The organism is Streptomyces sp. JLBG701 (genome assembly GCF_058544905.1).
Map to the genome: position 1 here is coordinate 4,796,855 of NZ_CM178588.1, position 26,555 is coordinate 4,823,409.

Here is a 26,555-nt window from a genome sequence, read left to right on the forward strand (position 1 = left end):
CAGAATCCGCCACGCTGAGTGACATGAATCAAGAAGTCGCCACCCCCGTCCGAAACTTCTCGGTGCCCCTCTCCCCCACCCCCCGAGGCGCCCGCCTGGCCCGACTGCTCGCCACAGAACAACTCCGCGCCTGGGGCCTCCCCTTGGACACCGCACCCCAGATCGTCGCCGAGCTGGCGACCAACGCGGCCACTCACGGTCGCGTCCCGGGACGTGACTTCCGGCTGACGCTCTACGTCGTCGGCGAGACCCTCCGTATCGAGGTCACCGACACCCGAGGCGACCTCCACCCCCGACTCACCCCGGTCACACCGGACTCCGAGTCCGGCCGGGGTCTCCTCCTCGTGGACGCCCTAGCCGACCGCTGGGGTGTCGCACCGGGCCCGCGTCCGCGCAAAACGGTCTGGGCCGAGCTGAATGCATGAAGCGTGGGGCACCTTTGTATGAGATGGATGTCAGGGAGGTACTCCATGTCCGCGACACAGATCGACATCGACGACGAAGCACTCTCGGAGGCCATGCGGCTTTCCGGCGCCAAGACCAAGGATGAGATGGTCAACTTGGCGCTGCGTGAGTACGCGGAGCGCCGACGACGCACGGAGGCCCGGCTGCGCTCTCTGGAACTGGCACAGCAGTGGGACGAGGAGGGATTCTGGCGTCGACACGCAGCGGAGAAGGGGCCCTCTGACGGAGACGACACGGAGAAGGGCGTCGCCTGACCGTGATCCACTATCTCGCCGACTCAACGGCCGTCTGGCGACTGCAACGCGACCAGAAACGCAGTGGCCTTTGGGCACCCGAGGTTCCCGACGGAACAATTGGCTCCTACGCACCCCAACGCACGGAGTTCCTTCAGTCCGCGCGGAACCTTGACGAACACGACCGTATGACGGACATGTTCGCCTACCTGTACCCGGACCTCGCCGTCCCGAAGAGCACGTGGCGCTGGATCGAGTCGGCCCAGTACCGGCTCGCCCAGCGGGGGCAGCACCAGAGCCTCTCCACGGTCGACTGGCTGGTCTACGCCACCGCCGCGCAGCGTGTTCGCGCCCCCGAGCTGAACGCGGGCTCATGGAAAGAAAGCCGGTGAGGGCTCCCCGTCCCCACGGGGCCCTCACCGGCTGGTCTCTTTCAGAAGCGGTACGTCAGACCCGTACCAACTCCCGGTCCTCGTCGCCCTTCTCCGCTTGCGTGCGCAGACCCTCGCCCTCCACGTCCACGTTCGGCAGGGCGCGGTCGAGCCACTTCGGGAGCCACCAGGCCTTCTTCCCAAGCAGGGCCAGCACCGCCGGGACGATCGCCATCCGCACCACGAACGCGTCGAAGAAGACGGCGATCGCGAGGCCGAAGCCGATCATCTTGATCATCGACTCGCTGGAGCTGATGAAGCCGCCGAAGACGGCCATCATGATGATCGCGGCGGCGACCACGACCCGGGCACTGTGCCGGAACCCGGTCACCACGGCCTGGCTGGGCGACTCGCCGTGGACGTAGGCCTCCCGCATGCGGGTCACGAGGAACACCTCGTAGTCCATCGCGAGGCCGAAGACGACGCCCACCATGAAGATCGGCATCATCGACATGATCGGGCCGGTCTCCTCCACGCCGATCAGGCCCGCGAGCCAGCCCCACTGGAAGACCGCGACGACGGCGCCGAGCGCGGCGAGGACCGACAGCAGGAAGCCGAGGGCCGCCTTCAGCGGGACCAGGATCGAGCGGAAGACCACGATCAGGAGGAGGAAGGCGAGGCCGACGACCAGGGCCAGGTACGGGATCAGCGCGTCGGTGAGCTTCTGCGAGAAGTCGATGTTCATGGCGGTGGTGCCGGTGACGAGGACGTCCGCGCCGGTGTCGGACTGGACCTCGGTGCCCTGGTCACGGATGGCGTGGACCAGGTCCTCGGTCTGGGTCGAGGACGGCTTGGAGTTCGGGATCACCGTGATGGTCGCGGTGTCGCCGGCCTTGTTGAACGTCGCCGGAGTGACGGTGACGACGTCCTTGAGGTCCTTGATCCCGTCGGTCACGGTCGTGGCCGCGGCCTCGGGGTCGTCGCTGTTCTTCGCGTCGACCACGATCATCAGGGGGCCGTTGAAGCCGGGGCCGAAGCCCTCCGAGAGGAGGTCGTAGGCGCGGCGCTGGGTCGTGGACGTCGGCTGGGAGCCGTCGTCGGGCAGGCCCAGTTGCAGTTGGGTGGCCGGAAGGGCGATCGTGCCGAGGCCGACCACGCCGAGCAGCAGTACGACGGCGGGGCGGCGGATGACGAAGCTCGCCCAGCGGGTGCCCATGTTGGGCTTGGCCGGCTTGGCCGGCTTGTCGGGGGTGGCGCCCGTGGACTGCTTGCGCTTCTTCTCGCCCGCCGGGCGGATCTTCTTGCCCGCGTATCCGAGCAGCGCCGGGATCATGGTGAGGGCGATGAGGACGGAGATCACGACCGTGCCGGCCGCCGCGAGGCCCATCTTGGTCAGCATCGGTACGTTGACGACCGCGAGGCCGGCGAGGGCGATGACCACGGTGAGGCCCGCGAAGACCACCGCCGAGCCGGCGGTGCCGGTGGCCCGGCCTGCCGCCTCCTCGCGGTCGCGGCCCTCGGCCAGTTCGCCCCGGTAGCGGGAGACGATGAACAGCGCGTAGTCGATGCCGACCGCGAGGCCGATCATCAGCGCCAGCGTGGAGGTGGTGTCGCCGAGGTCGAGTGCCTTGGCGAGGGCGGTGATGGTGGAGACGCCGATTCCGACGCCGATGATCGCAGTCAGCAGCGGAAGTCCGGCCGCGACCAGTGAACCCAGGGTGATGACGAGGACGACCGCGGCGATGGCGAGACCGATGGCCTCGCCGATGGCCCCTGCCTCAGCCGCGGCCTGGAGCGCGTCACCTCCGACATCGACCGTCAGCCCGGTGGCCCGGGCCTCGTCCCCGGCCGCTTCCAAGGCGTCCCTGGTCGATTCCTTCAACTCCATGCCGGGGGCGTCGTACTTGATCGACGTGTAGGCGACCGTCCCGTCCTTGCTCACGGCGTTCGTCGTGAACGGGTCGGTGACGGAGACGACTTCGGAGCCGTCGCTCAGCGTCTGGACGGTCTTCTCGACGGTCGCCTTGTTGGCGGCGTCCGTCATCTTCTCCCCGTCGGGCGCCTTGAAGACGATGCGCCCGGTGGCGCCGTCGGCGTTGGAGCCCGGGAAACGCTGTTCCAGCAGGTCGAAGGCCTTCTGGGCCTCGACGCCGGGGATGGAGAAGGAGGTGGATCCGGCGGCGGGTGCGCTCGCCGCGCCGACGCCCGCGAGCGTCAGCAGGGCGACCCATATCAGGGCGACGAAATGCCGTCGCCGGAAGGCGAGCCGGCCGAGTTTGTAGAGGAACGTGGCCACTAGGGCGTACTCCCGGTCAGGTCGTGGGGTATTCAGGGCAGAGGTGATCAACCCGGTGGGTGGCAGGGGTGATCGGCCCGACGACGTGAGCGGTGCGCGTCAGGTGCAGGTGGTGACGAGTGAACTGCGGGGAATGGTCAGGCGGTTGGCGCGCCGAGGGCAGGGAGGATCACGGCGTCGATGTACGAACGTAGGAAGGCCTGCGTCGGCGGCAGCTCATCGATGAGCGTGCGGGCGGCGAAGCCCCCGATCATCATGTGCAGCACATAGTCCAGCGCGGGGTTGTCCGCACTGATCTCGCCCCGGTCGACGGCACGCCGCAGCACGACACGCAGTTCCTGGAGCTCGGGCTCGATCATCAGCTCCTTGAAAGCCCGGAGCAGCTCGGGATCCGAGTGGACCGCCATGGCCAGACCCCGCATGAGCGCGGAGTTCTGCTCGATGGCGCAGTCGTCCTCGCGGGACACCATGGCGTAGAAGTCGCCGCGCAGGGATCCGGTGTCGATGCCGCTCATGCCCACGGGCTTCTCGTGGCGCATCGCCCGCGCGACCAGCTGGGCCTTGCCGCCCCACTGGCGGTAGAGCGTCGCCTTGCTGGACTTGGTGCGAGCCGCTACGGCGTCCATGGTGAGGGCGTCGTAGCCGACTTCCCGGAGCAGGTCGAGCACGGCCGCGTACAGCTCGGCCTCGCGCTCGGGCGTGATGCGACTGCGACGCGCCGTTGCGACCTCAGTCATGCCACTCACCTCTCCGGCTTTGAACGACACGGTTTCGTACGTGACGAATGTAGCGCACCCTTCTGCGAAACGAAACAGTTTCGTACGTGTGTTGGGTCACGCAACCTGCCACGCGCCGAGTCCCGCCGGGCCTTGCGCGCCAATTTTCATAAGTTGCCCGGGCCCGTCCCCCGGAAAAGCATAGGGAGGTGAGCTATCTGCGCCTGCCGCATCTCAGTGACGACCTGCTCTGCTTCGTGGCCGAGGACGACCTCTGGCTGGCCCCCCTCGACGGCCCGGGTCGCGCCTGGCGGCTCACCGTCGACCGCACCAAGGCCGGCCACCCCCGCTTCTCGCCCGACGGCCGGCACATCGCGTACACGAGCTGGCGAAGTCTTGTCCCGGAGATCCACCTGGCACCGGTAGACGGCGGCCCGGGCAGCCGTCTCACCTACTGGGGCAGCGCGGACACCCAGGTATGCGGCTGGACCCCAGACGGCGACATCCTCGCCGTCGCCTCCCACGGCCAGCCCTTCTCCTACTTCACCTGGGCCTACAAGGTCTCCCCCGACGGCGACCCCGGCCGCAAGCTCCCCTGGGGCCCGGTCTCCGACATCCAGGTCGCCGACCTCGACGGCGACCGCCGCACCCTCCTCCTGACCGGCACCCCGCCGCACGAACCGGCCGCCTGGAAGCGCTACCGGGGCGGCGCGACAGGCAGGCTGTGGCTGCACGGCCAACGGCTACTGGCCGACCTCGAAGGCCATCTCCATTCCCCCATGTTCGTCGGTGACCGGATCGCCTTCCTCTCCGACCACGAGGGCATCGGCAACCTCTACTCCTGCGCCCACGACGGCTCCGACCTGCGCCGCCACACCGACCACGACGCCTTCTACGCCCGGCACGCCGCCAGCGACGGCACCCGGGTGGTGTACCAGTGCGGGGGCGACCTGTGGATCGTCGAGGACCTCACCGCCGAGCCGCGGAAGCTCGACGTACGGCTCAGTGGTCCGCGCGCGGGCCGTCGTACCTACCAGGTGCCCGCTGCCCAGCACGTGGACGGCATCTCGGTCGACGAGACGGGTCGCGCGAGCGCCATCGTCGTACGCGGCAGCCTGTACTGGCTGACCCACCGCGACGGCCCCGCCCGCACCATCACCGACACGCCGGGTGTACGGGTCCGGCTCCCGGAGATGCTCGGCTCGAGCGGTCAGGTCGCGTATGTGACGGACGCGGAGGGCGAGGACGCCGTCGAGATCGCGTATCTTCCCCGGGCCAGCGGCGACCGCGAGCCCCGCCGACTCGCCTCCGGCGAGCTGGGCCGCGTCCTTGAGCTGGTGTCGGACCCGCAGGGCGAGCGCCTGGCCATCGCGTCGCACGACGGACGCGTCCTGCTGATCACTGTGTCTGATAAGGCGGCTACCGCCGCGGGGAGCGAGGACTCCAACGGCGAGGTCACGGAGCTGATCCGCTCGATCAACGGCCCGGTCCGCGACCTCGCGTTCTCCCCGGACGGGGCCTGGCTGACCTGGTCGCACCCGGGCATCGGACGCTCCCTGCGCCAGATCAAGATGGCCCGGATCTCCCGTACGGGACAGGCGGACCGTGTCATCGTCGACGTGACGAACGGCCGCTTCGAGGACGAGAACCCGGTCTTCACGCGGGACGGCCGCTACCTCGCCTTCCTCTCCTGGCGCGGCTTCGACCCGGTCTACGACGTCCACACCGGCGACCTCTCCTTCCCGCTCGGCTGCCGCCCCTACCTCGTCCCCCTCTCCTCGGCCACCCCCTCCCCCTTCGCGCTCACCCCCGAGGGCCGCCCCGCTGCCGGAGGCTTGGACCCTGGCGAGGACGAGGCTGGCGACGGCGGCGCGGTGACCGTCGAGGTCGAGGGCCTGGAGAGCCGGGTCACCCCCTTCCCGGTCACCGCCTCCAAGTACTCGGCGCTGTACCCGGTCGCGGGCGGCGGCCTGGTCTGGCTGCGCTGGCCGATCTCGGGCGCACTCGGCGAGACGTTCGCGAACCCGGACGACACGAGCGGACGCCCGACGCTGGAGTACTTCAACATCACCAAGGCGAAGAAGTCCGAACTGGTCGACCACCTGGACTGGTTCGCGGTGAGCGGCGACGGATCGAGACTGGTGGTGGTGGACGAGGGCGAGCTGCGGGCCGTCCCCTCCTCCGAGTCCGGCGACGGCGACTCGACGGTCTGGATCGACCTGCGCCGCATCCTCCACGAGGTCGACCCGGCCGCGGAATGGCGCCAGTCCTACGAGGAGGCAGGCCGCCTCATCCGCGCCTACTACTGGGATCCGGGCATGTGCGGCATCGACTGGGACGCGGTGCTGGAGCAGTACCGCCCGCTGGTCGAACGGGTGGCGTCCCCGGACGAGTTCGGGGACCTGCTCCGCGAAGTCCTGGGCGAGTTGGGCACCTCGCACGCCTACGTCTCCCCCGCCCGCCGCAACGAGGGCCCACCCCACTACCAGCGCCTCCAAGGCCTCCTCGGCGCCAACTTCGTGCACAGGGACGAGGGTTGGATGGTCAAGCGCATCCTCCCCGGCGACTCCTCCGACTCCAAGGCCCGTTCACCGCTGGCCGGAATGGGGATCAGGGAGGGCGCGGTGCTGACCCACGTGGACGGCCGCCCGGTGAACCCCCTCACCGGCCCGTATCCCCTCCTCGCGGGAGCGGGCGGTACGACGGTGGAGCTGACGTTCACCCCGGCGGAGGGGGAAGGCCGCTCCCGCCGCGTGGCCGTGGTCCCGCTGACCGACGAACGCCCCCTGCGCTACCAGGACTGGGTGGCCAAACGCCGAGAAGTCGTACGGGAGTTGAGCGGCGGCCGCTGCGGCTACCTCCACATCCCCGACATGGGCGGCTCCGGCTGGGCCCAGTTCAACCGCGACCTACGCCTGGAGGTCTCCCGCCCCGCCCTCCTGGTCGACGTACGCGGCAACGCGGGCGGGAACATCAGCGAGCTGGTGGTGGAGAAACTCACGCGCACGATCCTCGGCTGGGACCTGACGAGAAACGCCCAGCCGGTGTCGTACGCCTCGAACGCCCCAAGGGGCCCGGTGGTGGCCCTGGCCGACGAAGCGACGTCCTCGGACGGCGACATGATCACGGCAGCCTTCAAACTCCTCAAACTGGGCCCGGTGGTAGGCCAACGCACCTGGGGCGGAGTAGTAGGCATGACCGGCCGCCACCGCCTGGGCGACGGCACGGTGATCACAGTCCCGATGAACGCGGCCTGGTTCGACGCATACGGCTGGTCAATCGAAAACCAGGGCGTAGCCCCGGACTTGGAGATCATGCGCACCCCCCTGGACTGGGCAGAGGGCAAACACGCCCAGCTGGACGACGCGGTACAGCTGGCCCTGGACCTGCTGAAGACGAACCCGCCGGCAACGCCGCCGGACTACAGCGAAGTACCGAACAGATCAAGACCAAAACTCCCGAGAAGGTCTTGAGAGGGGTAGGGGTCAGCCCACCTAGGGGCGCGGGGAACTGCGCGACAAGCCCCCACCGAGCCGCCACCCGACAACGAACCCAAAAAACACCGGGCACCCTCACAAAAGGAGGGCACCCGGTGCGGGTGAAGCCAAGCGCAACTACACGTCGTAGTCCTGGTCGAACCGGTCCTGCTCCTCCTGCTGGAGCCGCTCCGTGTCCTTGTCCTCGTCCCGCTGCTTACCGCGCTGCTGAGCCGACTCCTTGGCCTGCGCAGCCTTCCGCTTGGCCTGCTCCTGCCACTGCTCCGACTTGTCCTGGAACTGGTCCTTCATACCCATGTGGGTTCACTCCCATGGAGGGTGAGGGGAATGGCCCTTGGTCGGGCCTCGACCAGATTCACACGCCCGGACACACTACGCATTTCGATCAGTTACGCCCTGTAGCGCGAGCCTCCTCATCAGCCGCCCCACCTGCACCGACGAGCCCGGACGGAATGCCCTCCAACCGTGACCCGAACCGCCGCATCTCCCGCTGCCCGGCCATCCCGATCAGCCCAGGCAGATACCCACGCACGCCCTGCGTGCCCCGCAGCCACCACTGCCCGTACACATGGCTCGACCGCCGCTCGATCCCGGCGACGATCCGGTCCACGGCCGGCCCCAGCGGATACGTCTTGTTGGCCGGCCACGGCAACCGCTGCCGCAACTCCCGCATGACGTCGTCCTGATCGGCCCCGCGCACCATGTCGGTGTCGGTCCAGGACAGATACCCGACCCCGACCCGCACCCCCTTGTACCCGACCTCGGCACGCAGGCTGTGCGCGTACGCCTCGACGCCCGCCTTGGACGCGCAGTACGCGGTCATCATCGGCGCCGGAGTGATCGCGGCGAGGGAGGCGATCTGCAGCAGATACCCCCGGCTCTCCATCAGCACCGGCAGAAAGGCACGCGCGGTCACCGCGGACCCGATCAGATTGACCTCGATGACCCGCCGCCAGGCGTCCGGATCGGAGTCCACGAAGGGCCCGCCGCTCGCGACGCCCGCGTTGGCGACGACGATGTCGACCTTCCCGAACCGCTCCTTGACCTCCCGCGCCACACGCGCCATCGCCTCATGGTCGGTGACGTCGGCGTACCAGTGGTCGCTGTCGCCCCGCAGCCGCTCGGAGACCTGCTTGAGCGCGTCCGCCTCAAGCCCGACAAGCGCGACTTTCGCGCCGCGCGCGGAGAGCTTGCGGGCGAGGAGTTCGCCGACGCCCCGTGCGGCTCCGGTGACGACCGCGACCTGACCGTCCAGGCTCGTCCTGCTCATGCGCCCTCCCTGATCTGTGCGTAGGTGGTGCTGAGTTCGCGGATCCGGCCGGCCACCAGCTCGGGTGCCTCGATGGGTGTCATGTGGCCGAGCCCGTGCAACTCGGTGATCCCGACGCACTGGGGCAGCGCGGCCACCAGCGAGCGGGCGTGCACGACCGGCGTCAACCGGTCGGCCGTACCGGCGATGACGGCCGTCGGTACGTTCAACTCCCGTACGCCGTGGTCGAGATCGAGCAGGTCGAGCACCTGCGACCAGGCGTACCGCACCTTGCGCGGACACGCGTGCACGATCCGCGCGCACGCCTCCACCATCACGGGTGACGAACCGGCGCCCATCGTCCCGTACTTGAGAATCCGCCGGGCGAGCGGCGTGACCGGCCCGAGCGGCGCCCGGGATCCGAGGATCCGCTTGGTCAGCCCGGTGCGCAACCGCCCGGGCCGCATCGGTACGACGGTCGACTCGGCGACCAGCCGCGAACTGCCGGTGCTGCACAGCAGTACGGCCGCCGCGTGCTCCCGGAACCGGGCCCGCGCGGACGCGGCCATGACCGTCATGCCGCCCATGGAGTGACCGGCGATCACGGCCTTCTCGCCCGGCGCGAGGGTCGCCGCGAGCACGGCTTCCAGGTCGTCGGCGAGGGCGTCGGTGGTGCAGGCGGGGCCGGCCGGGCTGCGTCCGTGGCCGCGCTGGTCGTAGGCGATGACGCGGTGGTCGGCGGCCAGATCGCGGATCTGGGCCGCCCAGAAGGCGGTCGAGCAGGTCCAGCCGTGGGAGAGGACGACGGCGGGCGCGTCGTCGGCCCCGTGCACCTCGACGTGCAGCCGGGCGCCGTCGGCGGAGACGGCGGTCAGCTCGCGGGCGGGGACGGGCGGGGCGTAGGGCCCGGAGGCGCTGTGCTTTTCCGGGGGACGGCCCCCAGACCCCCGGCGCATGAGACGGCTCACGCGCTCACCTCGGCGTTCTTCGTCGTGGGGACACGCAGGACGTCGTACTCCGCGAGGTCCACGCGTCGCGTGGCCCGCCGGAACTCGCTGGTCGTGCCGGGCCAGATGGTGGTGTTGCGGCCGTTCGAGTCGAGGTACCAACTCGTACAGCCGCCCGTGTTCCACACCGTGCGCTTCATGCGCTCCTGCACACGGTGGTTCCAGGCGTCGACGGCGGCCGGGCGGGCGTCGAGGGCGGTGCGACCGCCGAGGACGTCCAACTGCCGTACGTAGTCGGCCATGTAGTTCAGCTGGGACTCGATCATGAGGATCATGGAGGAGTTCCCGAGGCCGGTATTGGGCCCGATGATGGTCATCCAGTTGGGGAACCCGGCGGCGGAGGCCCCGCGCAGGGCCTGCATGCCGTCCTTCCACGCCTCGGCGAGCGTCCGTCCGTCCGCGCCGACGACCCGGTCGGCGATCGGCATGTCCGTGACGTGAAAACCCGTGCCGAAGACGATCGCGTCGACCTCGGCGGCCGTCCCGTCGGCGGCGAGGACGGTGGACCCACGCACTTCGCTGAGCCCACTCGCGACGACGTCGACGTTGGGCTGGGCGAGGGCGGGATAGTAGGCGCTCGACAGCAGGATGCGCTTGCAGCCGATGCGGTAGTCGGGGGTGAGTTGGGCGCGCAGCACCGGGTCCTTGATGGCGCGGGCCATGTTGCGCTTGGCCAACTGCTCCACCAGACCCAGCTCGTTGGGCCGCTTGGTGAACGCCTGGACCTGCAACTCCCGCATGCCCCACAGCAGTCCGCGACGCGCCTGCGTGGTGAAGGGCAGCGCGCGGTGCAGGGCGCGCTCGGCGCCGCTGATGGCCCGGTCGACGCGGGGCATCACCCAGGGCGGGGTGCGCTGGAAGAGGGTGAGGCGTTCGACCTCGTGCTGGATCGACGGCACGATCTGGATGGCGGACGCGCCCGTGCCGACCATGGCGACGCGCTTGCCGCGCAGGTCGTAGTCGTGGTCCCAGCGGGCGGAGTGGAAGACGCGGCCGGGGAAGGAATCAAGCCCGGGGATGTCTGGAACCTTCGGATCGGACAGCGGCCCGGTGGCGGAGACGACGAGATCGGCGGTGAGGGACCCGCTGGAGGTCTCGATCACCCACCACAGCCGCTCCGCGTCCCAAGTCATCATCTTCACTTCGGAGTTGAAGCGGATGTGGGGCCGGAGCCGGAAGACGTCCGTGACGTGCTCCAGATAGGCGCGGATGTGCTCGTGCCCGGAGAAGGTGCGCGGCCAGTCGGGGTTGGGTGCGAAGGAGAAGGAGTACAGATGGGACGGCACATCGCAGGCGCACCCGGGATAGCTGTTGTCGCGCCAGGTGCCGCCCACACTGTCGGCCCGCTCCAGGACGACGAAGTCGGTGACGCCTTCGCGCCGCAACCGTACGGCGGCCCCCAGCCCACCGAACCCGGACCCGATCACCGCCACCCGCACATGCTCGTGTTCGGTCATCCTCGCCCTTCCCCACGCGACCTCGCCAGTGAATACTGGCGCAATCGGAGAGTAGAGCAGCTCCGTACCCATGGGTAGGGGTCGGGACCAGGACGTTGACATCAGCGGCTGCCGCCGTGGGTACCGGTGGTACGACGTAGGGTGCGGGCGTGGCGGAGAAGGCAGAGAAAGCGGAGAAGCGCGAATACCGCATGGAGGAGCTGGCCGAGGAGGCCGGCATCACGGTGCGCACCCTGCGCTTCTACCGCGAACGCAAGCTGATCCCCCCGCCCCGCCGGGAGGGCCGTATCGCCTGGTACGACGAAACGCACCTGGCCCGCCTACGCACAATCTCGGCCCTTCTCGAACGCGGCCACACCCTCAACGGCATCGCGGAACTGGCCGAGGCCTTCGACCACGGCCGCAACGTGGGCGAGCTACTGGGCCTCGGCGCCCCCACCGAGGAGACCCCGGTCCGCCTCACCCCCGAGGCCCTCGCCGACTACTTCGGCGACCAGGCTACCCCCGAGAACTTCGCCGCCTCCCTCGAACTCGGCTACCTCGGCACCGACGGCGGCGAGATCGTCCACATCAGCCGCCGCCTCCTCGATGTCACCGCCGCCCTGGTCCGCGAGGGCATCCCACTCTCCGACGTCCTCAACGCCGGCCGCCGCGTCCGCGAACACACCGAGGCCCTCGCCGAACTCTTCACCACCCTGGTCCTCACCGAGGGCCGCACGGCGGAGGACCTGCAGCGACTACGGCCGCTGGCGAAGAGCGTGGTGGAGGCGGAACTGTCCCTGGCGATGGACCGACGGCTGCGCGAACAGCCGTAGCAGCCTCCGCGCGAGATCAGCGGCCACCGACTTCCCGCGCCACAGTCTCCAGCCTCCCCCGGTAGCTCTCCCACCACGCCTGATCGCCAGGCGGCAGGTTGTCGCTCCCTTCCTCCATCCCGACGGCCCCGTCGATGAACTCGCGCACGATGTCGGCGTGCCCGGCATGCCGATGGGTATCGGTTATCACGCGCACCAGGATGTGATGCAGCGTCGCCTCCCGCCGCTCCTCCGGCCACCACGGAACGCGTCCGACCGCGTCGAGCGCCAGCGACGCGATCGTGCTGTCCGAGTGCTCCCAGGCCCGCCGATACAGCCCGACGATGTCCTCACGCGACTCGTCGGCGGTGGCCCACATGTCCGCGTTGGGTTCGGCGTCCTCCGTGTACCACCAGGAAGGCACCTCACCCTCGAAGAACGGCCGCCCGAACGTGTCGCCGAAGTACCCGAGCTCCACACTGGCAACATGCTTGACCAGCCCCAACAGGTTGGTACCGGTGGGCGACAGAGGACGGCGTATGTCGTACTCCGAGAGCCCATCGAGCTTCCACAACAGGGCTTCACGAGCGTCTTGCAGATAGTGGAGAAGGTCCGCTTTCGCATTCGCTTCGATCATGCCGGCCAGTCTTGCACCCAGTACTGACAGCCGGGCATAGCAGAGTTTTGCGCAGATATAACACATTCACACAGCCATAGATGATCTACTCTCTGAAATTCACCCTATGTAGGTACCTTTCAGGGAATGGAAGACGAACTCGGGTTTGCACTCCGAAAGTGAGACCGAAAGAACCCCGGCGGCTGTCCCACCAGCCCCGGGGCACGGCCGACACTGACAAGGAGTGCCAACATGCCCAAGCCTAGTTGCTCACAGGCTTCACCGACTGCGCCTTCCAACGGGCAACCACGTGCCCTCGCCGCACTGCGCCTCAGCACCATGAACAGCGTGACCACTTCGCCCGACCGACAGCGCGCCACCATCCAACTCTGTGCCGACCGGCTCGACTTCGCGCTGATCGGCGAAGCCGCGGACCTTGGCGTCTCAGCCCGCAGGACGTCTCCCTTCGAGAGGCCGTCCTTGTCGTCTTGGCTGGGCCGCCCTCAGGAATACAGCGCTGTCGTGTGGTCTCACGTGGACCGTGCTGTGCGATCCGTGGCACACATGGCCGAGTTGATCGCATGGGGTCGGCAACACAACCGGACGCTTGTTTTCGGAGCAACCGAGGGCTGCCGACCGCTCATGGTGACACCGCACGCGGACGGCACCACCATTCGCAGGTGTATGGATCTCGCCTACGCCGCCGAGCTGGAGGTCCGCACCATCTCCAACCGGCTCACCGACAGCCACGAAGCGCTGCCTGCCGCCGGTCGTTACGGCGGAGGTCTGGTCCCGTTCGGCTACCGAAAGGCGCCACACCCATCCGGCAGTGGATGGTGCCTGACCCCCGACCCCGATACCACGGCTGTCGTCCGCATGATCGTGAAAATGGTGCACGAGGGGCAGTCTCTGATCGCCATCGCGCGAAAACTCAATGAGGCGGGGGAGCTTGTTCCGCGCGACCGCCATGCCCAGCTCCAAGGACGTGCGCTGGGCGGCCGACGTCACGGGCGCGACTTCGAACGCTTCCGCTGGACGTCCGGGACTCTGTCCAAAGTGCTGCGCAGCCCGTCGCTAATGGGTCATCGCGTGCACCAGGGGCAGACCGTTCGCGATGGAGTAGGAGCCCCGGTGCTGATCGGCCCTCCGTTGCTCACCGAGGACGAGTTCCGGACCCTCCAGGACATCCTCCTGGCCCGTTCCAACGGAACGCGCCGCGAACGCCGAACGACAACAGCCCTCCTCACTGGGGTAGTGCATTGCGCAGGCTGCGACGGGCGCATGTACTTCGCGGTACGGAAGGGGTATCTGCACGGCGACTACGCCTGCCGTGCCACCGCACGGGGCGAGGTGTGCCCTGCACCCGCCGCCATGCGCTCCGACTGGCTTGAGCACTTCGTGCTCACCCACTACCGCCAGACGGCCTCCGCAGGGACCGAGGTACCCAGGGAACACCTCCTTCGAAGCGGTGTCCGCGTCACCGTGGCCAAAGGCCGCCCGGGAGGTGGTCCTGCCCGGCTGGCCGGGCCCGACCTCTCACGTCTGACCTTCACCATCGAGGAGTTCTCCGCCGTACGCCAGGCCGACTGAACACCTGCGGGGCGGGCCGTATTGATCGGGCCGCCCCGCATCTGTCAGCTCTCGAAGACCACAGTCACCGGAGCATGATCCGACCACCGCTCCTCATGGCTGGCGGCCCGCTCCACGAACCCCTTGACCGCGCGGTGCGCGAGCCCGGGCGTCGCCACGGCAAGGTCGATCCGCCAACCAGCATCGGTGTCGAAGGCCCGCCCCCGATACGACCACCACGAGTACGGCCCCTCCACGTCCGGGTTCAGGGAACGCACGACATCGACGTACCCCCCGTCCTCCGCGTCGAAGACCCGCCCCAGCCACTCGCGCTCCTCCGGCAGGAAGCCGGAGTTCTTGGTGTTGCCGCGCCAGTTCTTGAGGTCGGCCTGCTGGTGGGCGATGTTCCAGTCGCCGCAGACGACGACTTCGCGGCCGTCGGCGGCCGACCGGGCCCGCAGGTCCTTGAGGTAGGCGAGGAACTCGTCCATGAAGCGGATCTTCTCGTCCTGGCGGGTGGTGCCGACCTCGCCCGAGGGGAGGTAGAGGGAGGCGACCGTGACGCCGGGGAGGTCGGCCTCGACGTAGCGGCCGCTCGTGTCGAATTCCGTCGAACCGAAGCCGATCTGGACGCGGTCCGGCTCGCGGCGGGTGTAGAGGGAGACGCCGGCACGGCCCTTGGCGGCGGCGGGGGCGTGGACGACGTGCCAGCCCTCGGGTTCGCGGACGGACTCGGGCAGCTGTGGCGGCTCGGCGCGTACCTCCTGGAGGCACAGCACATCGGCGGAGGTGTCCGCGAGCCACTCCACGAAGCCCTTCTTCGCGGCGGCGCGCAACCCGTTCACATTGGCAGAGGTCACAGTGAGCACCCGGGCACGATACCGGCACACTGGACGCAGCCCAGTCTTCGCTCCGCATAGAAGTACGATGATCGGTATGAATATACGTCGCGTTCCGTTCGATCACCCCGACGCCGTCAAGCTCAACGACGAGGTCCAGGCCGAGTACGGCCTGCGCTACGGCGACGGCGGCGACTCCACGCCCCTGGCCCCATCGGACTTCGATCCGCCGCAGGGCGTGTACCTGATCGCGTACGACGAGCAGGACCGGCCGGTCGCCACGGGCGGCTGGCGCAGCCAGGACGAGAACGAAGAGGGCAACGAGGACGGGGACGCGGAGGTCAAGCGCATGTTCGTGATCGAGCAGGCGCGCGGCCGTGGCCTGGCCCGCCGCATGCTGGCCGCCTTGGAGGAGGACGCCCGCGCCGCCCGCCGTGTCCGCATGGTCCTGGAGACCGGCGACCGCCAGCCGGAGGCGATCGGCCTCTACGTCTCCAGCGGCTACGAGCCATGCAAGAAGTTCGGCTACTACCGTCAGTTCGAGTCGAGCCGCTGCTTCGCCAAGCCCCTGTGACAGACGGACCGGTCAGGCCCTGAGGAACGCCAGCACCGCCAGCACCCGGCGATGGGTCTCCTCCGCCGGCGGCAGGTCCAGCTTGGTGAAGATGCCGCCGATGTGCTTGCCGACGGCCGCCTCGGACACCACCAGCGCCCGCGCGATCGACCCGTTGGACCGGCCCTCCGCGACCAACGCCAGCACCTCCCGCTCACGCGGGGTGAGCCGCTCCAGCGGATCCCGGCGCCGGCGCAGCAGTTGTCGTACGACCTCGGAATCGACGACCGTGCCACCGGCCGCGACCTCGGCGAGCGCGTCCACGAACTCCTCGACCTGGCCGACCCGGTCCTTGAGCAGATAGCCGACGCCGGATCCGTCGCCGGAGTCGAGGAGTTCGGCGGCATACGTCCGCTGCACGTACTGACTGAGAACCAGCACCGGCAGCCCGGGCCGCTCCTCGCGCAGCTTCACCGCCGCGTGCAGCCCCTCGTCCTGGAACCCGGGCGGCATGCGTACGTCCGTCACGACGGCGTCGGGTATGTGCTCGGCGACCGCGGCGAGCAGCGCGTCGGCGTCACCGACCGCCGCGACGACCTCGTGTCCGCAACGGGTGAGCAGCCCGATGAGCCCCTCTCGCAGCAGGACGCTGTCCTCGGCCAGGACTATGCGGAGGGAGCGGCGCGCCCCGTCGGCTCCACTCGTCCCACCTCGGTCCGTTCGCAAGGAATCTCCACACGCAGCAGGGTCGGTCCGCCCGGCGGACTGGACAGGGAAAGTCTGCCATCGAGCACTGACACCCGGTCCGCGAGACCGGTCAGCCCGCTCCCGCCGGCCGCGTCCGCACCGCCCCTGCCGTCATCGCCGACCTCCAGGAACAGCCGTCCGCCGCCGTACCCGCCACTCACCGCGGCGCGGCTCGCACCGCTGTGCCTGTCGATGTTGGCGAGGGCCTCGCAGACGACGAAGTAGGCGGCGGACTCGACGGCTTGGGGCAGTCGGCCGGGGAGTTCGACGTCCAGGTCCACCGGTACCGCGCTGCGGTCGGCCGCGTCGGCGACGGCGGCTTCGAGGCCGTAGTCGGCGAGGACCTTGGGGTGGATGCCTTGGACGAGTTCGCGGAGTTCGGCGAGCGCCTGGCCGGCCTCGTCGTGGGCCTTGGCGAGTTGGTCGGCGAGCGGGCCGGGCGGGGCGTCGAGGCGGGCCAGGCCGAGTGTCATCGTCAGGGCGACCAGGCGCTGTTGGGCCCCGTCGTGCAGATCGCGCTCGATCCGGCGCCGCTCCGCCTCGAACGCGTCGACCAACCTGACCCGGGACCGCGCCAGTTCGACCACTCTGACGCCCAAGTCGCCCTCGCCCGGGGCGATCAGGAGGCGGGTCAGCGCGGCCCGGGCTCCGGCGGCGACGCCGAGAACGTACGCACCGGCGGCCAGCAGCAGGAGGCCGAGCACGGTGACCCCGAACGCGGCGGGCCAGCCGGTGACCGTCCACAGCTTGAGCACCTTGGCCTCCTGTCCGTCGCCCACCGTCGCCACCAGCAGCGGGGTCGCGGCCATGGACAGGGGGAAGAACAACCCGACGGTGACGACCAGCGCCTCGGCCGGCCAGAGCAACCCCGCGAACAGCAGGGTGTACCCGAGCTCCCGCCAAGTCGCCTGCTCCCGCAGCCGCGTGGTGAACCAGTTCCACGGCCCAGGCAGGGGTGGCTCGGCGTGTGCGCCGTACGCCGGATCCCGGTCCACCAGCCGCATCCTGCGCCGCTCCACCGCCCCAACGGGCAGTCCCACCAGGGCCGTTACGGCGAGCAGCGGCAGGCCGATGAGTACGACCGCCAGGACCCCGCCCACCGCCACCAGCGTCACGAACGCCACCAGCACGGCCACGCCCGCCAACACGCCCGTGAGCAGATAGGCGGCTGCCCGCCAGGGCCACGGCGACAGCAGGAAGCCCGGTCGGGACATGGCCTGCCAGACGTTTCGGGGGGTCATGGGATCACCGTAGGAGGGGGGCGTCCGTCCCGGCCATCCGTCCAGGGGGTGGGTCGGGGGTACGCCTGGCCCTACCCCAAGTCTCGGTTCTGCCGCAGTGATTCGGAGGGCGGTGGCGCGGTTGTGTGGACCCACTGAATCCGAAGAAGCCGAGGGGCAGATGAGTACGACAGTGAGTGCGGCGGCGGTCCAACTGTGCGCCGTGAGCAGGGAGTACGGGTCCGGCGGCAGCCGCGTCATAGCGCTCGACCGGGTGTCGCTCGCCTTCCCCCGGGGCACGTTCACCGCCGTCATGGGCCCGTCCGGCTCGGGCAAGTCCACGCTGTTGCAGTGCGCCGCCGGGCTCGACCGGCCCACCTCGGGCTCGGTCACGGTCGGCGGTACGGAGCTGACGAAGCTGAGCGAGACCAGACTGACGCTGCTGCGCCGCCGGAATATCGGCTTCGTGTTCCAGGCGTTCAACCTGCTGCCGTCCCTGACCGCCGAGCAGAACGTCGCCCTCCCCCTGCGGCTGGCCGGCCGGCGCCCCGCCAAATCCCGGGTGCGCGAGGTCCTGGAGCAGGTCGGACTCGGCCACCGGGCCCGGCACCGGCCCACGGAACTCTCCGGCGGCCAGCAGCAACGCGTCGCCCTGGCCCGCGCGTTGATCACCCGCCCCGAGGTCCTGTTCGGCGACGAACCGACCGGCGCCCTCGACACGCGGACCGGCCATGAGGTGCTCACCTTGCTGCGCGGCATGGCCGACACCGAGGGCCAGACCATCGTCATGGTCACGCATGACCCGGTCGCCGCCTCGTATGCCGACCGCGTGGTCTTCCTGGTCGACGGCCGGGTCGACGGCGAACTGACCGGCGCCCCGGCCACGGACATCGCAGCCCGCATGACCCGCCTGGAGACCGCCCCGTGCTGACCCTCACCCTGCACACCCTGCGCACCCGCTGGATCACCTTCGCCGGCAGCTTCGTCGCCCTCTCGCTCGGCGTCGCCCTGATCGCGGTCATGGGGTTGGCCCTGGCCTCGTCCGTAGACGCCCCGCCACGCCTCCCGGAACGCTTCGCGGCCGCCCCGGTGGTCGTACGCGGCCAGGACACGCTGCGCGTACCGACCCCGACCGGTGACCGCACCCAACGCCTCGCCCGCCCGAACGCCGTACCGGCCAAGACGGTCGCCGCGCTGAGAAAGCTCGGCACCGTGACGGAGGATCGCTCCTTCGCCGTACGGGTCGAGGGCGGGCCGGATGACGTGGTGGGGCATCCGTGGTCGACGGCGGCGTTCGCACCGTACGAGCTGAGCTCGGGGCGGGCGCCCAGGGCCGCCGACGAGGTCGTGACCAGCGGTGAGTGGGCGACGGTGGGGCAGCGCCTGCGTACCGGCTTCGGCACGGTGAAGGTGGTCGGGACGGTGGAGGTTACCGGGACGGCGGTGGTGGCCGCGCGCGGGAAGGTGCCCGGGTCCGAGTCCCAGACGGCGCCCAAGTCCGGGGCGGCGCCCAGCACTTCCTCCTTCGAGAACGCTGTCTTCTACACCGACGCGACCGCCGCCCGCCTCTCCCCCCTCAGCACGCAGCTCGTCGTGGACGCCGACCCGACCGCCGTACGCCGCGCGGTGCGGGGCAGCCGCGTCAGCGTCCTCACCGGCGACGACCGGCGGCTCGCGGACGCCGATCCCGACCGGGACGCCGAGGCGCTCACCGCGATGAACGCCATGTTCGGCACGGCCGGCGGGGCCACGGGCTTCGTGTCGGTGTTCGTCGTGGCCTCGACCTTCGCCTTCGCGGTGGGCCAACGGCGCCGGGAATTCGCCCTGTTGCGCACCGCCGGCGCTACCCCTGGCCAGATCCGCCGGACGGTGCTGGTGGAGGCCCTGCTCGTCGGCGCGCTCGCCTCGGCCACGGGCTGCGTGTTCGGCGCGTACGGCGCCCCGTACCTCGCCGAACTCGTCGTGGACGGCGGCCTCGCCCCGGCCTGGTTCACGATCGGCGGCCATACGTGGCCGTACCAACTCGCTTTCTGTACGGGCCTGTTGGTGGCCTTGTCCGGGGCGTTCGCCGCGTCCTGGCGGGCGGGCAGGACGGGCCCGGTCGAGGCTCTGCGAGAGGCGTCCGTGGACGGCGGGTCCGGCGGGATGGGCGGAGGCGCGATGACGTGGGGCCGCCTGCTCTCCGGCACGGCCCTGCTGATCACCGCCGCCGTCACCCTGGCCCTGGCCCTGCTGACCGAGCCGGGCGACCTGCTCCACCGCAAGACGTACATCAGCCGCCCGATGCTCCTGATCACCGCGGTGGCCCTGCTGTCGCCCCTCCTGGTCCGCCCGCTGACCCGGCTGATCGCCTGGCTCCCGGCCCAACTGCCCGGTGCCGGCGGCATGTTGGTGCGCGAGAACGCCGCCGCCCAGGTCCGCCGTACCGCCGCTGTCGCGGCCCCCGTCCTCGTCACGGTCGCCCTCGCGGGCTCACTGCTCGGCGCCACCGCCACCCTGAACGCGGCGCAGGCCTCGGAGACCCGCGAGCGGACGACAGCCGACTTCGTCGTCTCGGCGCCAAACGACTCCGGCTTCGACGCGGCGACGGTCGAGCGCCTGCGCGACGTACCAGGCGCGTGGGTCTCCATCACCAGACCCACCACCGTCTACGTCCTCGAAGACGGCGTCGCTCTCGTCAAGTCCAATGCCCGCGCGGCCGATTCGAGCCTGCTCGCCGCGACCGCGCGTCTGCCCGTCACGGCCGGCCGGGTCACCGACCTCGACGACGACTCGGTCATCGTCAACGAGGAGTGGGCCCAGCACTCGGTCGGACAGCGCATGACCGTCTGGCTGGGCGACGGCACGCGCAGGTCGCTGCGGATCGCCGCGGTGATGGCCACGGGCACCGGCGACAACGGCGTGTACGTCACCCCGGCCAACGCCCCGAGCGCCCCCGTCGACCGTGTCGACGTCAGGGTCCGGGCAGGTGGGGACGCGCGGACGGTGGCCACGGACCTGCGCGGGGCGCTGGGAAGGCCCGGCGGGCAGGTCCTCACCAACTCCCAGTGGCTGGCGACGACTTACCCCGAGCCGAACCGATCCACCCGCCTCGGAGTCCTCCTCGTCCTCGGCATCGCCCTCCTCTACACCGGCATCTCGCTCGCGAACACCCTGGTCATGGCCACCTCCGACCGGGTGCGTGAGCTGGCGGTACTGCGCCTGACCGGCGCCACCACCGGGCAGGTGTTGCGCCTGGTCGCCGCGGAGACCCTGGCCGTCGTCGCGGTCGGTACGACCCTGGGCGTACTGGTGACGGCCCTCAACCTGTCCGGCATGTGGGGCGCCCTGGCCCTGCTGTCCGTGTGGACGCCGCCCGCGATCCCCTGGGCGGCGCTGGCCGCGACGACAGGCGCGTGCGCGGCCTTGGCGGTGCCGTCGGCGGTGATCCCGGCGGCGCTCGCGCTACGGCGTTGTCAGTGGTCGGCTCTACGGTAGGAAATGGCAGCCGAACAGCCGAATATCCGAACAGCACTGGCGCAGTACCGACACAGCACTGGCCCAGCGCTGACGGCCGTGCCCGACGACGCGGCCCACTGACGGGAGCTCTCATGACGACCCTGCCCGATCGCCCGAACACCGCGCTGCTCATCATCGACGTCCAGAACGGCGTGGTGGCGGGCGCCCACAAGCGCGACGACGTGATCGCGAACATCAACACCCTCGTCGGCAAGGCACGCGCCGGGGACGTACCCCTGGTCTGGGTGCAGCACTCCAGCGACGAACTGCAGCCGGGCACCGAGGACTGGCAGTACGTGCCGGAGCTGGTCCGCCTCGACACCGAGCCCCTCGTCCCCAAGCGCTACGGCGACTCCTTCGAGGACACCGACCTGGAGACCGTGCTCGCCGAGCGCGGGGTGGGCCGGGTCGTCGTCACGGGCGCCCAGACCGACGCGTGCGTCCGCGCGACCCTCCACGGCGCGTTCGTACGCGGCTACGACGTGACCCTGGTCGGCGACGCCCACACCACGGAGGACCTCACCCAGTACGGCGCCCCGGCCCCGGAGCAGGTGATCGCCCACACCAATCTGTACTGGCGGTACGAGAACGCCCCCGGGCGTCAGGCGGCGACCGTCGAAACGGCGGAGGTGTCCTTCACCCCGGCCGACGCGAGCTGAGCGGTCAGTTCCGCGGGAGGCGTCAGTTTCCTGGGAGGCATCTGTCTCCTGGGAGGCGGTTGACGCGGTACACGTCCCGGACGCAGAGGTTGAGGACGGTGGCGGCGAGGACGAGACCGGCGCAGGCCATGAGCACCGTCTGGTTGCTCCAGGCGCGGGCCGCGAAGGTCGTGACGAGGTAGCCGAGGGGGATGGCGAGGCGTTCCCCGACGCTGTTGAACGCGCTCATCCGGCCCAGTTCGGCCTGCGGCACATGCTGCTGGAAGGCGGTACTCCACGCGACGACGGCGATATCGAGCCCGATCCCCGCGAGCAGGGAGGCGACGAGGACGTACGGCAGCGACAGGCCGCACCCCATGGCGGCCAGGGGAAGCACCAGCGCGGAACTGGCCGCGACCGCCACGACCAGCAGCCGGTACGGCCGCCAGCGCAGGCACACCAGCGTGCCTGCCAGCAGCCCGGACGCGAAGGCCGCCTGGACCAGCCCCCAGTCACGGGCGCCGGCGTACCGCTCCGCCGCGACGACGGGCCCCAGCAGCTGGAAGCCGGCCAGCCACGCGGCGACGAGCAGTGTTCCGGCGGCCGTATAGGTCCACAGCCAGGTGCGCGACCGGAAGCCGTTCCATCCCGCCCGCAGGTCCTGCAGCGCGCTGCGGGCGGTGAGCGGGGTGTCCAGGCGCAGGCCGAGAAGCAGCAGGGCCGCGACGGCGAAGGTGAGCGCGTCCCAGGCGAGGGCCCAGGACGGCCCGCCGGCCGCGACGACGATCCCACCGACGGCGGGACCGAGCACCTTGACCGCGTTGTTCGGGAGCCTCAGCAGGGCGTTGGCCTGCTGCAGATGCTCGGTCGGAACGATCTGTCCTACGGCCCCCTGGGTGGCCGGCACGGTGAAGGCGACCGCGGTTCCCGAGGCGAACCCGCACACCGCGATCGAGGTCGTCGTCGCATGGCCGGTGGCCACGATCGCGGCCAGGGTCCCCTGCGCGACGGCCGCCAGCAGATTGCCGAGGAACAGGATCCGGCTCCGCGACAGCCGGTCCGCGAGCACTCCACCGGCGAGGAGAAACACAATCGTCGGCACGGTGTTCGTGACGAGCACCACGCCGAGATCCCCGGTTCCTCCGCCCTGCTCGATCACGGAGTAGGCCAACGCCAGGGGAGCCATGGCGGACCCGGTCGCCGAGATCAGATTCGCCAGCACGAACCGCCGGAAGGCCGCAATCCTCAGCGGTGTCACACGGGTCGTGGGCAAGTCCGTCCCGATCTTCATGTCCCCCCTGGGTCAACGCAAGTTGGGCTGCCCCAGGAAACGCCAAAGATCCCGACCGATCAACAGATCGGTCGGGATCTTTGTCAACTGCCTCTGAGCTGGCTCAAGAACAGTCGGTGCGTGGACCTGTGGGGATTTGAACCCCAGACCCCCTCGATGCGAACGAGGTGCGCTACCAGACTGCGCCACAGGCCCTTGCAACGAGTGAAACTCTAGCACCCCGATCCGCGTGCTTGGAAATCCGTTCCTGCCCGCCCACGGGACCGGACCAGCGCCTACTCGTTGGCGGCTCGGGGCCGCTCGCCGTCCTCGTACTGGTCGAACAGTGGCGTACGGCCCCGCTCCCGCGCCCGCCGTGCGGAAGCGGCTCGGCGAGCATCACTGCGCCCACCGCCCTCCCCCCTGTCCTCCGCGGAGTCCGCCTCTTCCGACTCCGCACCCCGCGCTTCTGCGGACGAACCGGAGTCGGTTCCGGCCCCGGCGTCGGAGCCACGTTCCCGCGAACCGGCGCCCGTCTCACGATCCCCGGCCACGGAACTCGACCGCGCCGAGCTCCACGCGTCAGGCGCCCCGAGATCCACATCGGCCGTCGCCCGCGGAGCGACCGGAGCGGTCACGTACGTCGGCAACGGCACCGGCACCGGATCCCAGCTGTCTCCCTGCCCCGGCCGCCGCTGCCGCTCGCGCTGCTGATCGACCCACTCCGCGTGATCGGTCTGCTCGACCAGCGCCCGCCGGTCGGCGGCGAGCGCGGACAGTCCGGGGTCCGTCGCCGGCTCGGATCCTTCGTCGGTCTCGTCCACTCCGGCGTCCACGGACGCGCGCCGGCGCGGCTGGCGCGCACGCTCCCGCAGCCGCTGCGCCGCGACCTCGGCCCGGCGCCGGTCCATCTGGAAGGCGAAGCGGCGGCGCTCCTGGGAGCGCAGGTACGCGATGTACCCGCTGAGGAGCACGGCCGGCACGCCGGGCGCCCAGAGGAACGCGAGCCCTCCGACCGCCGCGACGATCGCGCCGAGCGTGAAAGCGAGGAAGAGCATCACGGTTGTGCGCCGGCGGCGCGCGAGCACCTTCACGCGCCGGGCGCGCGCTGCGGCCGCCTCTTCGGAGGGCGTGCGCCGGGCGACCGGCACGCGCTTCTGCGCCGACGCGCCAGCGGATGCGGACGCCGGCTTGGGCGCCTCGCGCGCCGGACCGGCGACGGGTTCTCGCGCCGGAGCGCCGACCTGGCCGACCTGGTCGCGCGCCGGTTCGGGCCGTTCCCGCCGGGCGCCCGCGCCACCCGCCGGGGCCTGCGCCTGGATCACCGCTTGCGCCTGTGGACGCGTCGGGGGCATGGCGAAGGCCCGGACGTCCACCGAATCGGTGACGACGCCCGGTTCGTCGGCGCTGGGCTCCCCCTCTTCGGTGGAGCGCGCCCGCAGGTCCTTGGCGTACCGGCGCTCCATCCCCGCCCGTCCGGACAGCAGCCGGATGGCGGTGCTGAAGCGTTCCGTCGGACGGGCCTCATTCAGCTCGTCCTGCCTACGGAGCCACATCGGCACCAAGTAGGCGGCCCAGGCCCCGACAATGACTGCGTAGATGAGGCCGCTGCTGCTCACGCCTCACACGGTAGAGGGGTTTGCGTGAGGCCATCTGCCAATTGAGCCGGTGTGTCGCACGATCTGGCTGATATTTCGAACTTTTTTTGTGACGGATGCGATCAACAGGCCGCCGAGGGTGCGAATTCAATGCCCTGAGACGGTCACCTCTCGATCACTTTCGAACATTTATTCAATTTCCGGGGCTACGCGGGATTCCCTGGAGTGTTCTGCGGGTTCCGGGGTACGTTCTGCCCGCTGCGGGGCGCGTTGTTCTGAGCGCGCGCCCTCTGCCAGCGCCCCAGCAACCCCTCGGGCACCTCTTCCGCCGTGAGTGCGAAGACGAGGTGGTCGCGCCAGGCCCCGTCGATGTGGAGATAACGGGGCCTGAGGCCCTCCTCGCGGAATCCGAGCTTTTCCACGACCCGTCGGCTGGGCCTGTTCTCGGGGCGAATGCAGACCTCGATGCGGTGCAGACCAACGGTCCGGAAACAGTGGTCCACGACGAGCGCCACGGCTGTCGGCATCACACCGCGACCGGCCACCGACTCGTCCACCCAGTACCCGATGTGCCCGGAACACATGGAGCCCCAGGTGATTCCGGCGACCGTCAATTGCCCGACCAGCCGCCCCTGGTACTCGATGACGAACGGCAGCATCCGGCCCGAGTTCGCCTCGGACCGCAGATGCCGGACCATCTGCCGGTAGGTCGGCCGGTGGGCGATCGGTCCGCTGGGCGTGGGCGGCGGAATGGTCGCCTCCCAGGGGCGCAGCCAGTCCCGGTTGCGCCGGTTCACCTCGCGCCACGCCCGCTGGTCACGGACCTTTATCGGCCTCAGGACGACATCGCCGTCCACCAGTACGGCGGGCCAGGATGGGCTGTTCAGCTCGCACCCCCGCTGCTGGGTCTGGGATGGTCGCCGCCGCGGATCTGGTCGACGGCGTGGATCAAGAGGGGTTCGAGGGCGGCCAGACCGTCCTTCACTCCGCCGGTCGAACCCGGCAGGTTGACGATCAGTGTCCCGCTCGCCACTCCGGCCAGGCCTCGGGAGAGCGCCGCGGTCGGCACCTTCTCCCTTCCCAACGCCCTGATGGCCTCCGGGATGCCCGGAACGTCGTAGTCGATCACCTTGCGCGTCGCCTCGGGCGTGCGGTCGGTGGGCGAGATCCCGGTGCCGCCGGTGGTGAGGACGAGGTCGTAGCCGGCCTCGACGGCGGCGCGCAGGGCGGCCTCCACGGGATCGCCGTCCGGGACGACCCGCGGTCCGTCGACGGCGAAGCCGAAGCCCTTGAGGCCTGCGGCGATCAAGGGGCCGCCCTTGTCCTCGTAGACCCCTGCGGCGGCTCTGTTCGAGGCGGTCACGACCAGGGCTCGGTACGGGCCTGCCGTCATGCCCGGCTCCAGTCGCCCGACTTGCCGCCCGTTTTCGCCTCGACCCGTACGTCCGTGATGACCGCTCCCTTGTCGACCGCCTTGACCATGTCGATCACGGTGAGCGCGGCGACGGAGACCGCGGTGAGGGCCTCCATCTCGACACCCGTGCGGTCCGTCGTCTTCACGGTGGCCTGGATCTCCACGGCGTCGTCCGCGACCGACAGATCCAGTTTCACACCGGACACCGACAAGGGGTGGCACAGCGGGATCAGATCCGGTGTGCGCTTGGCGCCCATGATGCCCGCGATCCGCGCGGTCGCGAGGGCGTCGCCCTTGGGGACCCCCTCGCCGCGCAGCAACTCGATCACGCGGGGCGAGACGAGGACACGGCCACTCGCGCGCGCGGTGCGCGCGGTCACGTCCTTCCCGGATACGTCGACCATCCGGGCGGCACCCGCCTCGTCGATGTGCGTCAGTCTGTCCTGCGTGCTCATGGCGTGTGGCGCTCCCGGTCCGGGCCCGCCGCGGTGCGGCGCACGGGCCTGTT

Annotated in this window: 25 protein-coding genes and 1 tRNA gene; 10 read left to right on the forward strand and 16 right to left on the reverse strand. The window is 70.2% G+C overall.

Going from position 1 to position 26,555, the window contains the following annotated elements:
• Window positions 1-23 precede the first annotated feature (23 nt).
• The 3 genes from AC5DRG_RS21930 to AC5DRG_RS21940 all read left to right on the forward strand — a co-directional run bounded on the left by AC5DRG_RS21930 (window position 24) and on the right by AC5DRG_RS21940 (window position 1,090).
• Complete coding sequence (locus AC5DRG_RS21930) at window positions 24-425, forward strand: ATP-binding protein (RefSeq protein WP_491812293.1); 402 nt, start codon at window positions 24-26, stop codon at window positions 423-425.
• 45 nt (window positions 426-470) lie between these two features.
• On the forward strand, window positions 471-719 hold the full coding sequence (locus AC5DRG_RS21935; protein ID WP_491812294.1) for a type II toxin-antitoxin system VapB family antitoxin: 249 nt from the start codon (window positions 471-473) through the stop codon (window positions 717-719).
• 167 nt (window positions 720-886) lie between these two features.
• Window positions 887-1,090, forward strand: coding sequence for a hypothetical protein (locus AC5DRG_RS21940; protein ID WP_491812295.1), 204 nt, complete (start codon window positions 887-889; stop codon window positions 1,088-1,090).
• 55 nt (window positions 1,091-1,145) lie between these two features.
• Here AC5DRG_RS21940 and AC5DRG_RS21945 read toward each other — a convergent pair whose 3' ends face one another.
• Together AC5DRG_RS21945 and AC5DRG_RS21950 are read right to left on the reverse strand one after the other, a co-directional pair.
• Window positions 1,146-3,365: an MMPL family transporter gene (locus AC5DRG_RS21945; RefSeq protein ID WP_491812296.1), complete on the reverse strand. Its 2,220-nt coding sequence runs from the start codon at window positions 3,363-3,365 to the stop codon at window positions 1,146-1,148.
• Between the two features lie 137 nt (window positions 3,366-3,502).
• The gene (locus AC5DRG_RS21950) at window positions 3,503-4,102 is read right to left on the reverse strand and encodes a TetR/AcrR family transcriptional regulator (protein ID WP_491812297.1); all 600 of its coding nucleotides are present in this window, start codon (window positions 4,100-4,102) and stop codon (window positions 3,503-3,505) included.
• 188 nt (window positions 4,103-4,290) lie between these two features.
• Between AC5DRG_RS21950 and AC5DRG_RS21955 the strand changes: the two genes are divergently transcribed.
• Window positions 4,291-7,554 (forward strand): S41 family peptidase, encoded by a 3,264-nt coding sequence (locus AC5DRG_RS21955; protein ID WP_491812298.1) that lies wholly within the window; start codon window positions 4,291-4,293, stop codon window positions 7,552-7,554.
• 141 nt (window positions 7,555-7,695) lie between these two features.
• Here the strand turns inward: AC5DRG_RS21955 and AC5DRG_RS21960 are convergent, their stop codons facing one another.
• The 4 genes from AC5DRG_RS21960 to AC5DRG_RS21975 all read right to left on the reverse strand — a co-directional run bounded on the left by AC5DRG_RS21960 (window position 7,696) and on the right by AC5DRG_RS21975 (window position 11,291).
• Window positions 7,696-7,875 carry a hypothetical protein gene (locus AC5DRG_RS21960; protein WP_491812299.1) on the reverse strand — a complete coding sequence of 60 codons (180 nt, stop codon included), beginning with the start codon at window positions 7,873-7,875 and terminating at the stop codon, window positions 7,696-7,698.
• An 88-nt stretch (window positions 7,876-7,963) separates the two neighbouring features.
• Window positions 7,964-8,848: an SDR family oxidoreductase gene (locus AC5DRG_RS21965; protein WP_491812300.1), complete on the reverse strand. Its 885-nt coding sequence runs from the start codon at window positions 8,846-8,848 to the stop codon at window positions 7,964-7,966.
• Window positions 8,845-9,783, reverse strand: coding sequence for an alpha/beta fold hydrolase (locus AC5DRG_RS21970; RefSeq protein ID WP_491813117.1), 939 nt, complete (start codon window positions 9,781-9,783; stop codon window positions 8,845-8,847). The genes AC5DRG_RS21965 and AC5DRG_RS21970 overlap by 4 nt, the downstream gene beginning before the upstream one ends.
• An 8-nt stretch (window positions 9,784-9,791) precedes the next feature.
• Entirely contained in the window at window positions 9,792-11,291 is a 1,500-nt protein-coding gene (locus tag AC5DRG_RS21975) for a flavin-containing monooxygenase (RefSeq protein ID WP_491812301.1), read from the reverse strand.
• Between the two features lie 191 nt (window positions 11,292-11,482).
• Between AC5DRG_RS21975 and AC5DRG_RS21980 the strand changes: the two genes are divergently transcribed.
• The gene (locus AC5DRG_RS21980) at window positions 11,483-12,106 is read left to right on the forward strand and encodes a MerR family transcriptional regulator (RefSeq protein ID WP_491813118.1); all 624 of its coding nucleotides are present in this window, start codon (window positions 11,483-11,485) and stop codon (window positions 12,104-12,106) included.
• A gap of 16 nt (window positions 12,107-12,122) precedes the next feature.
• Here the strand turns inward: AC5DRG_RS21980 and AC5DRG_RS21985 are convergent, their stop codons facing one another.
• Window positions 12,123-12,722: a DinB family protein gene (locus AC5DRG_RS21985; protein WP_491812302.1), complete on the reverse strand. Its 600-nt coding sequence runs from the start codon at window positions 12,720-12,722 to the stop codon at window positions 12,123-12,125.
• Between the two features lie 318 nt (window positions 12,723-13,040).
• On the opposite strand from AC5DRG_RS21985, the gene AC5DRG_RS21990 reads away from it, so the two are divergent.
• Window positions 13,041-14,291 (forward strand): recombinase family protein, encoded by a 1,251-nt coding sequence (locus tag AC5DRG_RS21990; RefSeq protein WP_491812303.1) that lies wholly within the window; start codon window positions 13,041-13,043, stop codon window positions 14,289-14,291.
• Between the two features lie 44 nt (window positions 14,292-14,335).
• Here AC5DRG_RS21990 and AC5DRG_RS21995 read toward each other — a convergent pair whose 3' ends face one another.
• On the reverse strand, window positions 14,336-15,160 hold the full coding sequence (locus AC5DRG_RS21995; protein WP_491812304.1) for an exodeoxyribonuclease III: 825 nt from the start codon (window positions 15,158-15,160) through the stop codon (window positions 14,336-14,338).
• A 46-nt stretch (window positions 15,161-15,206) separates the two neighbouring features.
• On the opposite strand from AC5DRG_RS21995, the gene AC5DRG_RS22000 reads away from it, so the two are divergent.
• Window positions 15,207-15,683: a GNAT family N-acetyltransferase gene (locus AC5DRG_RS22000; RefSeq protein WP_491812305.1), complete on the forward strand. Its 477-nt coding sequence runs from the start codon at window positions 15,207-15,209 to the stop codon at window positions 15,681-15,683.
• Between the two features lie 12 nt (window positions 15,684-15,695).
• Here the strand turns inward: AC5DRG_RS22000 and AC5DRG_RS22005 are convergent, their stop codons facing one another.
• Together AC5DRG_RS22005 and AC5DRG_RS22010 are read right to left on the reverse strand one after the other, a co-directional pair.
• Window positions 15,696-16,331 carry a response regulator transcription factor gene (locus AC5DRG_RS22005; RefSeq protein WP_491813120.1) on the reverse strand — a complete coding sequence of 212 codons (636 nt, stop codon included), beginning with the start codon at window positions 16,329-16,331 and terminating at the stop codon, window positions 15,696-15,698.
• The gene (locus AC5DRG_RS22010; RefSeq protein ID WP_491813121.1) at window positions 16,328-17,623 is read right to left on the reverse strand and encodes a sensor histidine kinase; all 1,296 of its coding nucleotides are present in this window, start codon (window positions 17,621-17,623) and stop codon (window positions 16,328-16,330) included. Before AC5DRG_RS22010 ends, AC5DRG_RS22005 begins: the two co-directional genes overlap by 4 nt.
• A 187-nt stretch (window positions 17,624-17,810) precedes the next feature.
• On the opposite strand from AC5DRG_RS22010, the gene AC5DRG_RS22015 reads away from it, so the two are divergent.
• The 3 genes from AC5DRG_RS22015 to AC5DRG_RS22025 all read left to right on the forward strand — a co-directional run bounded on the left by AC5DRG_RS22015 (window position 17,811) and on the right by AC5DRG_RS22025 (window position 21,786).
• Entirely contained in the window at window positions 17,811-18,560 is a 750-nt protein-coding gene (locus AC5DRG_RS22015) for an ABC transporter ATP-binding protein (RefSeq protein ID WP_491812306.1), read from the forward strand.
• Entirely contained in the window at window positions 18,554-21,106 is a 2,553-nt protein-coding gene (locus tag AC5DRG_RS22020) for an FtsX-like permease family protein (protein WP_491812307.1), read from the forward strand. The genes AC5DRG_RS22015 and AC5DRG_RS22020 overlap by 7 nt, the downstream gene beginning before the upstream one ends.
• A 113-nt stretch (window positions 21,107-21,219) precedes the next feature.
• Window positions 21,220-21,786 carry a cysteine hydrolase family protein gene (locus AC5DRG_RS22025; protein WP_491812308.1) on the forward strand — a complete coding sequence of 189 codons (567 nt, stop codon included), beginning with the start codon at window positions 21,220-21,222 and terminating at the stop codon, window positions 21,784-21,786.
• Between the two features lie 22 nt (window positions 21,787-21,808).
• Here the strand turns inward: AC5DRG_RS22025 and AC5DRG_RS22030 are convergent, their stop codons facing one another.
• The 6 genes from AC5DRG_RS22030 to moaC form a co-directional block, all read right to left on the reverse strand.
• Window positions 21,809-23,056, reverse strand: a complete 1,248-nt coding sequence (locus AC5DRG_RS22030) for an MFS transporter (RefSeq protein WP_491812309.1) — start codon at window positions 23,054-23,056, stop codon at window positions 21,809-21,811.
• Between the two features lie 121 nt (window positions 23,057-23,177).
• Window positions 23,178-23,251, reverse strand: a tRNA-Ala gene (locus tag AC5DRG_RS22035).
• A gap of 80 nt (window positions 23,252-23,331) precedes the next feature.
• Window positions 23,332-24,654, reverse strand: a complete 1,323-nt coding sequence (gene sepX / locus AC5DRG_RS22040; protein ID WP_491812310.1) for a divisome protein SepX/GlpR — start codon at window positions 24,652-24,654, stop codon at window positions 23,332-23,334.
• A gap of 185 nt (window positions 24,655-24,839) precedes the next feature.
• Window positions 24,840-25,520 (reverse strand): GNAT family N-acetyltransferase, encoded by a 681-nt coding sequence (locus AC5DRG_RS22045; RefSeq protein ID WP_491813122.1) that lies wholly within the window; start codon window positions 25,518-25,520, stop codon window positions 24,840-24,842.
• Window positions 25,517-26,026 carry a MogA/MoaB family molybdenum cofactor biosynthesis protein gene (locus AC5DRG_RS22050; RefSeq protein WP_491812311.1) on the reverse strand — a complete coding sequence of 170 codons (510 nt, stop codon included), beginning with the start codon at window positions 26,024-26,026 and terminating at the stop codon, window positions 25,517-25,519. Before AC5DRG_RS22050 ends, AC5DRG_RS22045 begins: the two co-directional genes overlap by 4 nt.
• Window positions 26,023-26,502, reverse strand: coding sequence for a cyclic pyranopterin monophosphate synthase MoaC (gene moaC, locus AC5DRG_RS22055; RefSeq protein ID WP_491812312.1), 480 nt, complete (start codon window positions 26,500-26,502; stop codon window positions 26,023-26,025). The genes AC5DRG_RS22050 and moaC overlap by 4 nt, the downstream gene beginning before the upstream one ends.
• Between the last annotated feature and the right edge of the window lie 53 nt (window positions 26,503-26,555).

Bases quoted from the DNA above. Each gene is read 5' to 3' on its own strand.
- AC5DRG_RS21930 (WP_491812293.1), top strand. From the start codon at position 24: ATGAATCAAGAAGTCGCCACCCCCGTCCGAAACTTCTCGGTGCCCCTC.
- AC5DRG_RS21960 (WP_491812299.1), bottom strand. From the start codon at position 7,875: ATGGGTATGAAGGACCAGTTCCAGGACAAGTCGGAGCAGTGGCAGGAG.
- AC5DRG_RS22050 (WP_491812311.1), bottom strand. From the start codon at position 26,026: ATGACGGCAGGCCCGTACCGAGCCCTGGTCGTGACCGCCTCGAACAGA.
- AC5DRG_RS21965 (WP_491812300.1), bottom strand. From the start codon at position 8,848: ATGAGCAGGACGAGCCTGGACGGTCAGGTCGCGGTCGTCACCGGAGCC.
- AC5DRG_RS21990 (WP_491812303.1), top strand. From the start codon at position 13,041: ATGAACAGCGTGACCACTTCGCCCGACCGACAGCGCGCCACCATCCAA.
- AC5DRG_RS22025 (WP_491812308.1), top strand. From the start codon at position 21,220: ATGACGACCCTGCCCGATCGCCCGAACACCGCGCTGCTCATCATCGAC.
- AC5DRG_RS22000 (WP_491812305.1), top strand. From the start codon at position 15,207: ATGAATATACGTCGCGTTCCGTTCGATCACCCCGACGCCGTCAAGCTC.
- AC5DRG_RS21970 (WP_491813117.1), bottom strand. From the start codon at position 9,783: ATGCGCCGGGGGTCTGGGGGCCGTCCCCCGGAAAAGCACAGCGCCTCC.
- AC5DRG_RS22010 (WP_491813121.1), bottom strand. From the start codon at position 17,623: ATGTCCCGACCGGGCTTCCTGCTGTCGCCGTGGCCCTGGCGGGCAGCC.
- AC5DRG_RS22030 (WP_491812309.1), bottom strand. From the start codon at position 23,056: ATGAAGATCGGGACGGACTTGCCCACGACCCGTGTGACACCGCTGAGG.
- AC5DRG_RS22015 (WP_491812306.1), top strand. From the start codon at position 17,811: ATGAGTACGACAGTGAGTGCGGCGGCGGTCCAACTGTGCGCCGTGAGC.
- AC5DRG_RS21935 (WP_491812294.1), top strand. From the start codon at position 471: ATGTCCGCGACACAGATCGACATCGACGACGAAGCACTCTCGGAGGCC.
- AC5DRG_RS21940 (WP_491812295.1), top strand. From the start codon at position 887: ATGACGGACATGTTCGCCTACCTGTACCCGGACCTCGCCGTCCCGAAG.
- AC5DRG_RS21950 (WP_491812297.1), bottom strand. From the start codon at position 4,102: ATGACTGAGGTCGCAACGGCGCGTCGCAGTCGCATCACGCCCGAGCGC.
- AC5DRG_RS21980 (WP_491813118.1), top strand. From the start codon at position 11,483: ATGGAGGAGCTGGCCGAGGAGGCCGGCATCACGGTGCGCACCCTGCGC.
- moaC (WP_491812312.1), bottom strand. From the start codon at position 26,502: ATGAGCACGCAGGACAGACTGACGCACATCGACGAGGCGGGTGCCGCC.
- AC5DRG_RS21985 (WP_491812302.1), bottom strand. From the start codon at position 12,722: ATGATCGAAGCGAATGCGAAAGCGGACCTTCTCCACTATCTGCAAGAC.
- AC5DRG_RS21975 (WP_491812301.1), bottom strand. From the start codon at position 11,291: ATGACCGAACACGAGCATGTGCGGGTGGCGGTGATCGGGTCCGGGTTC.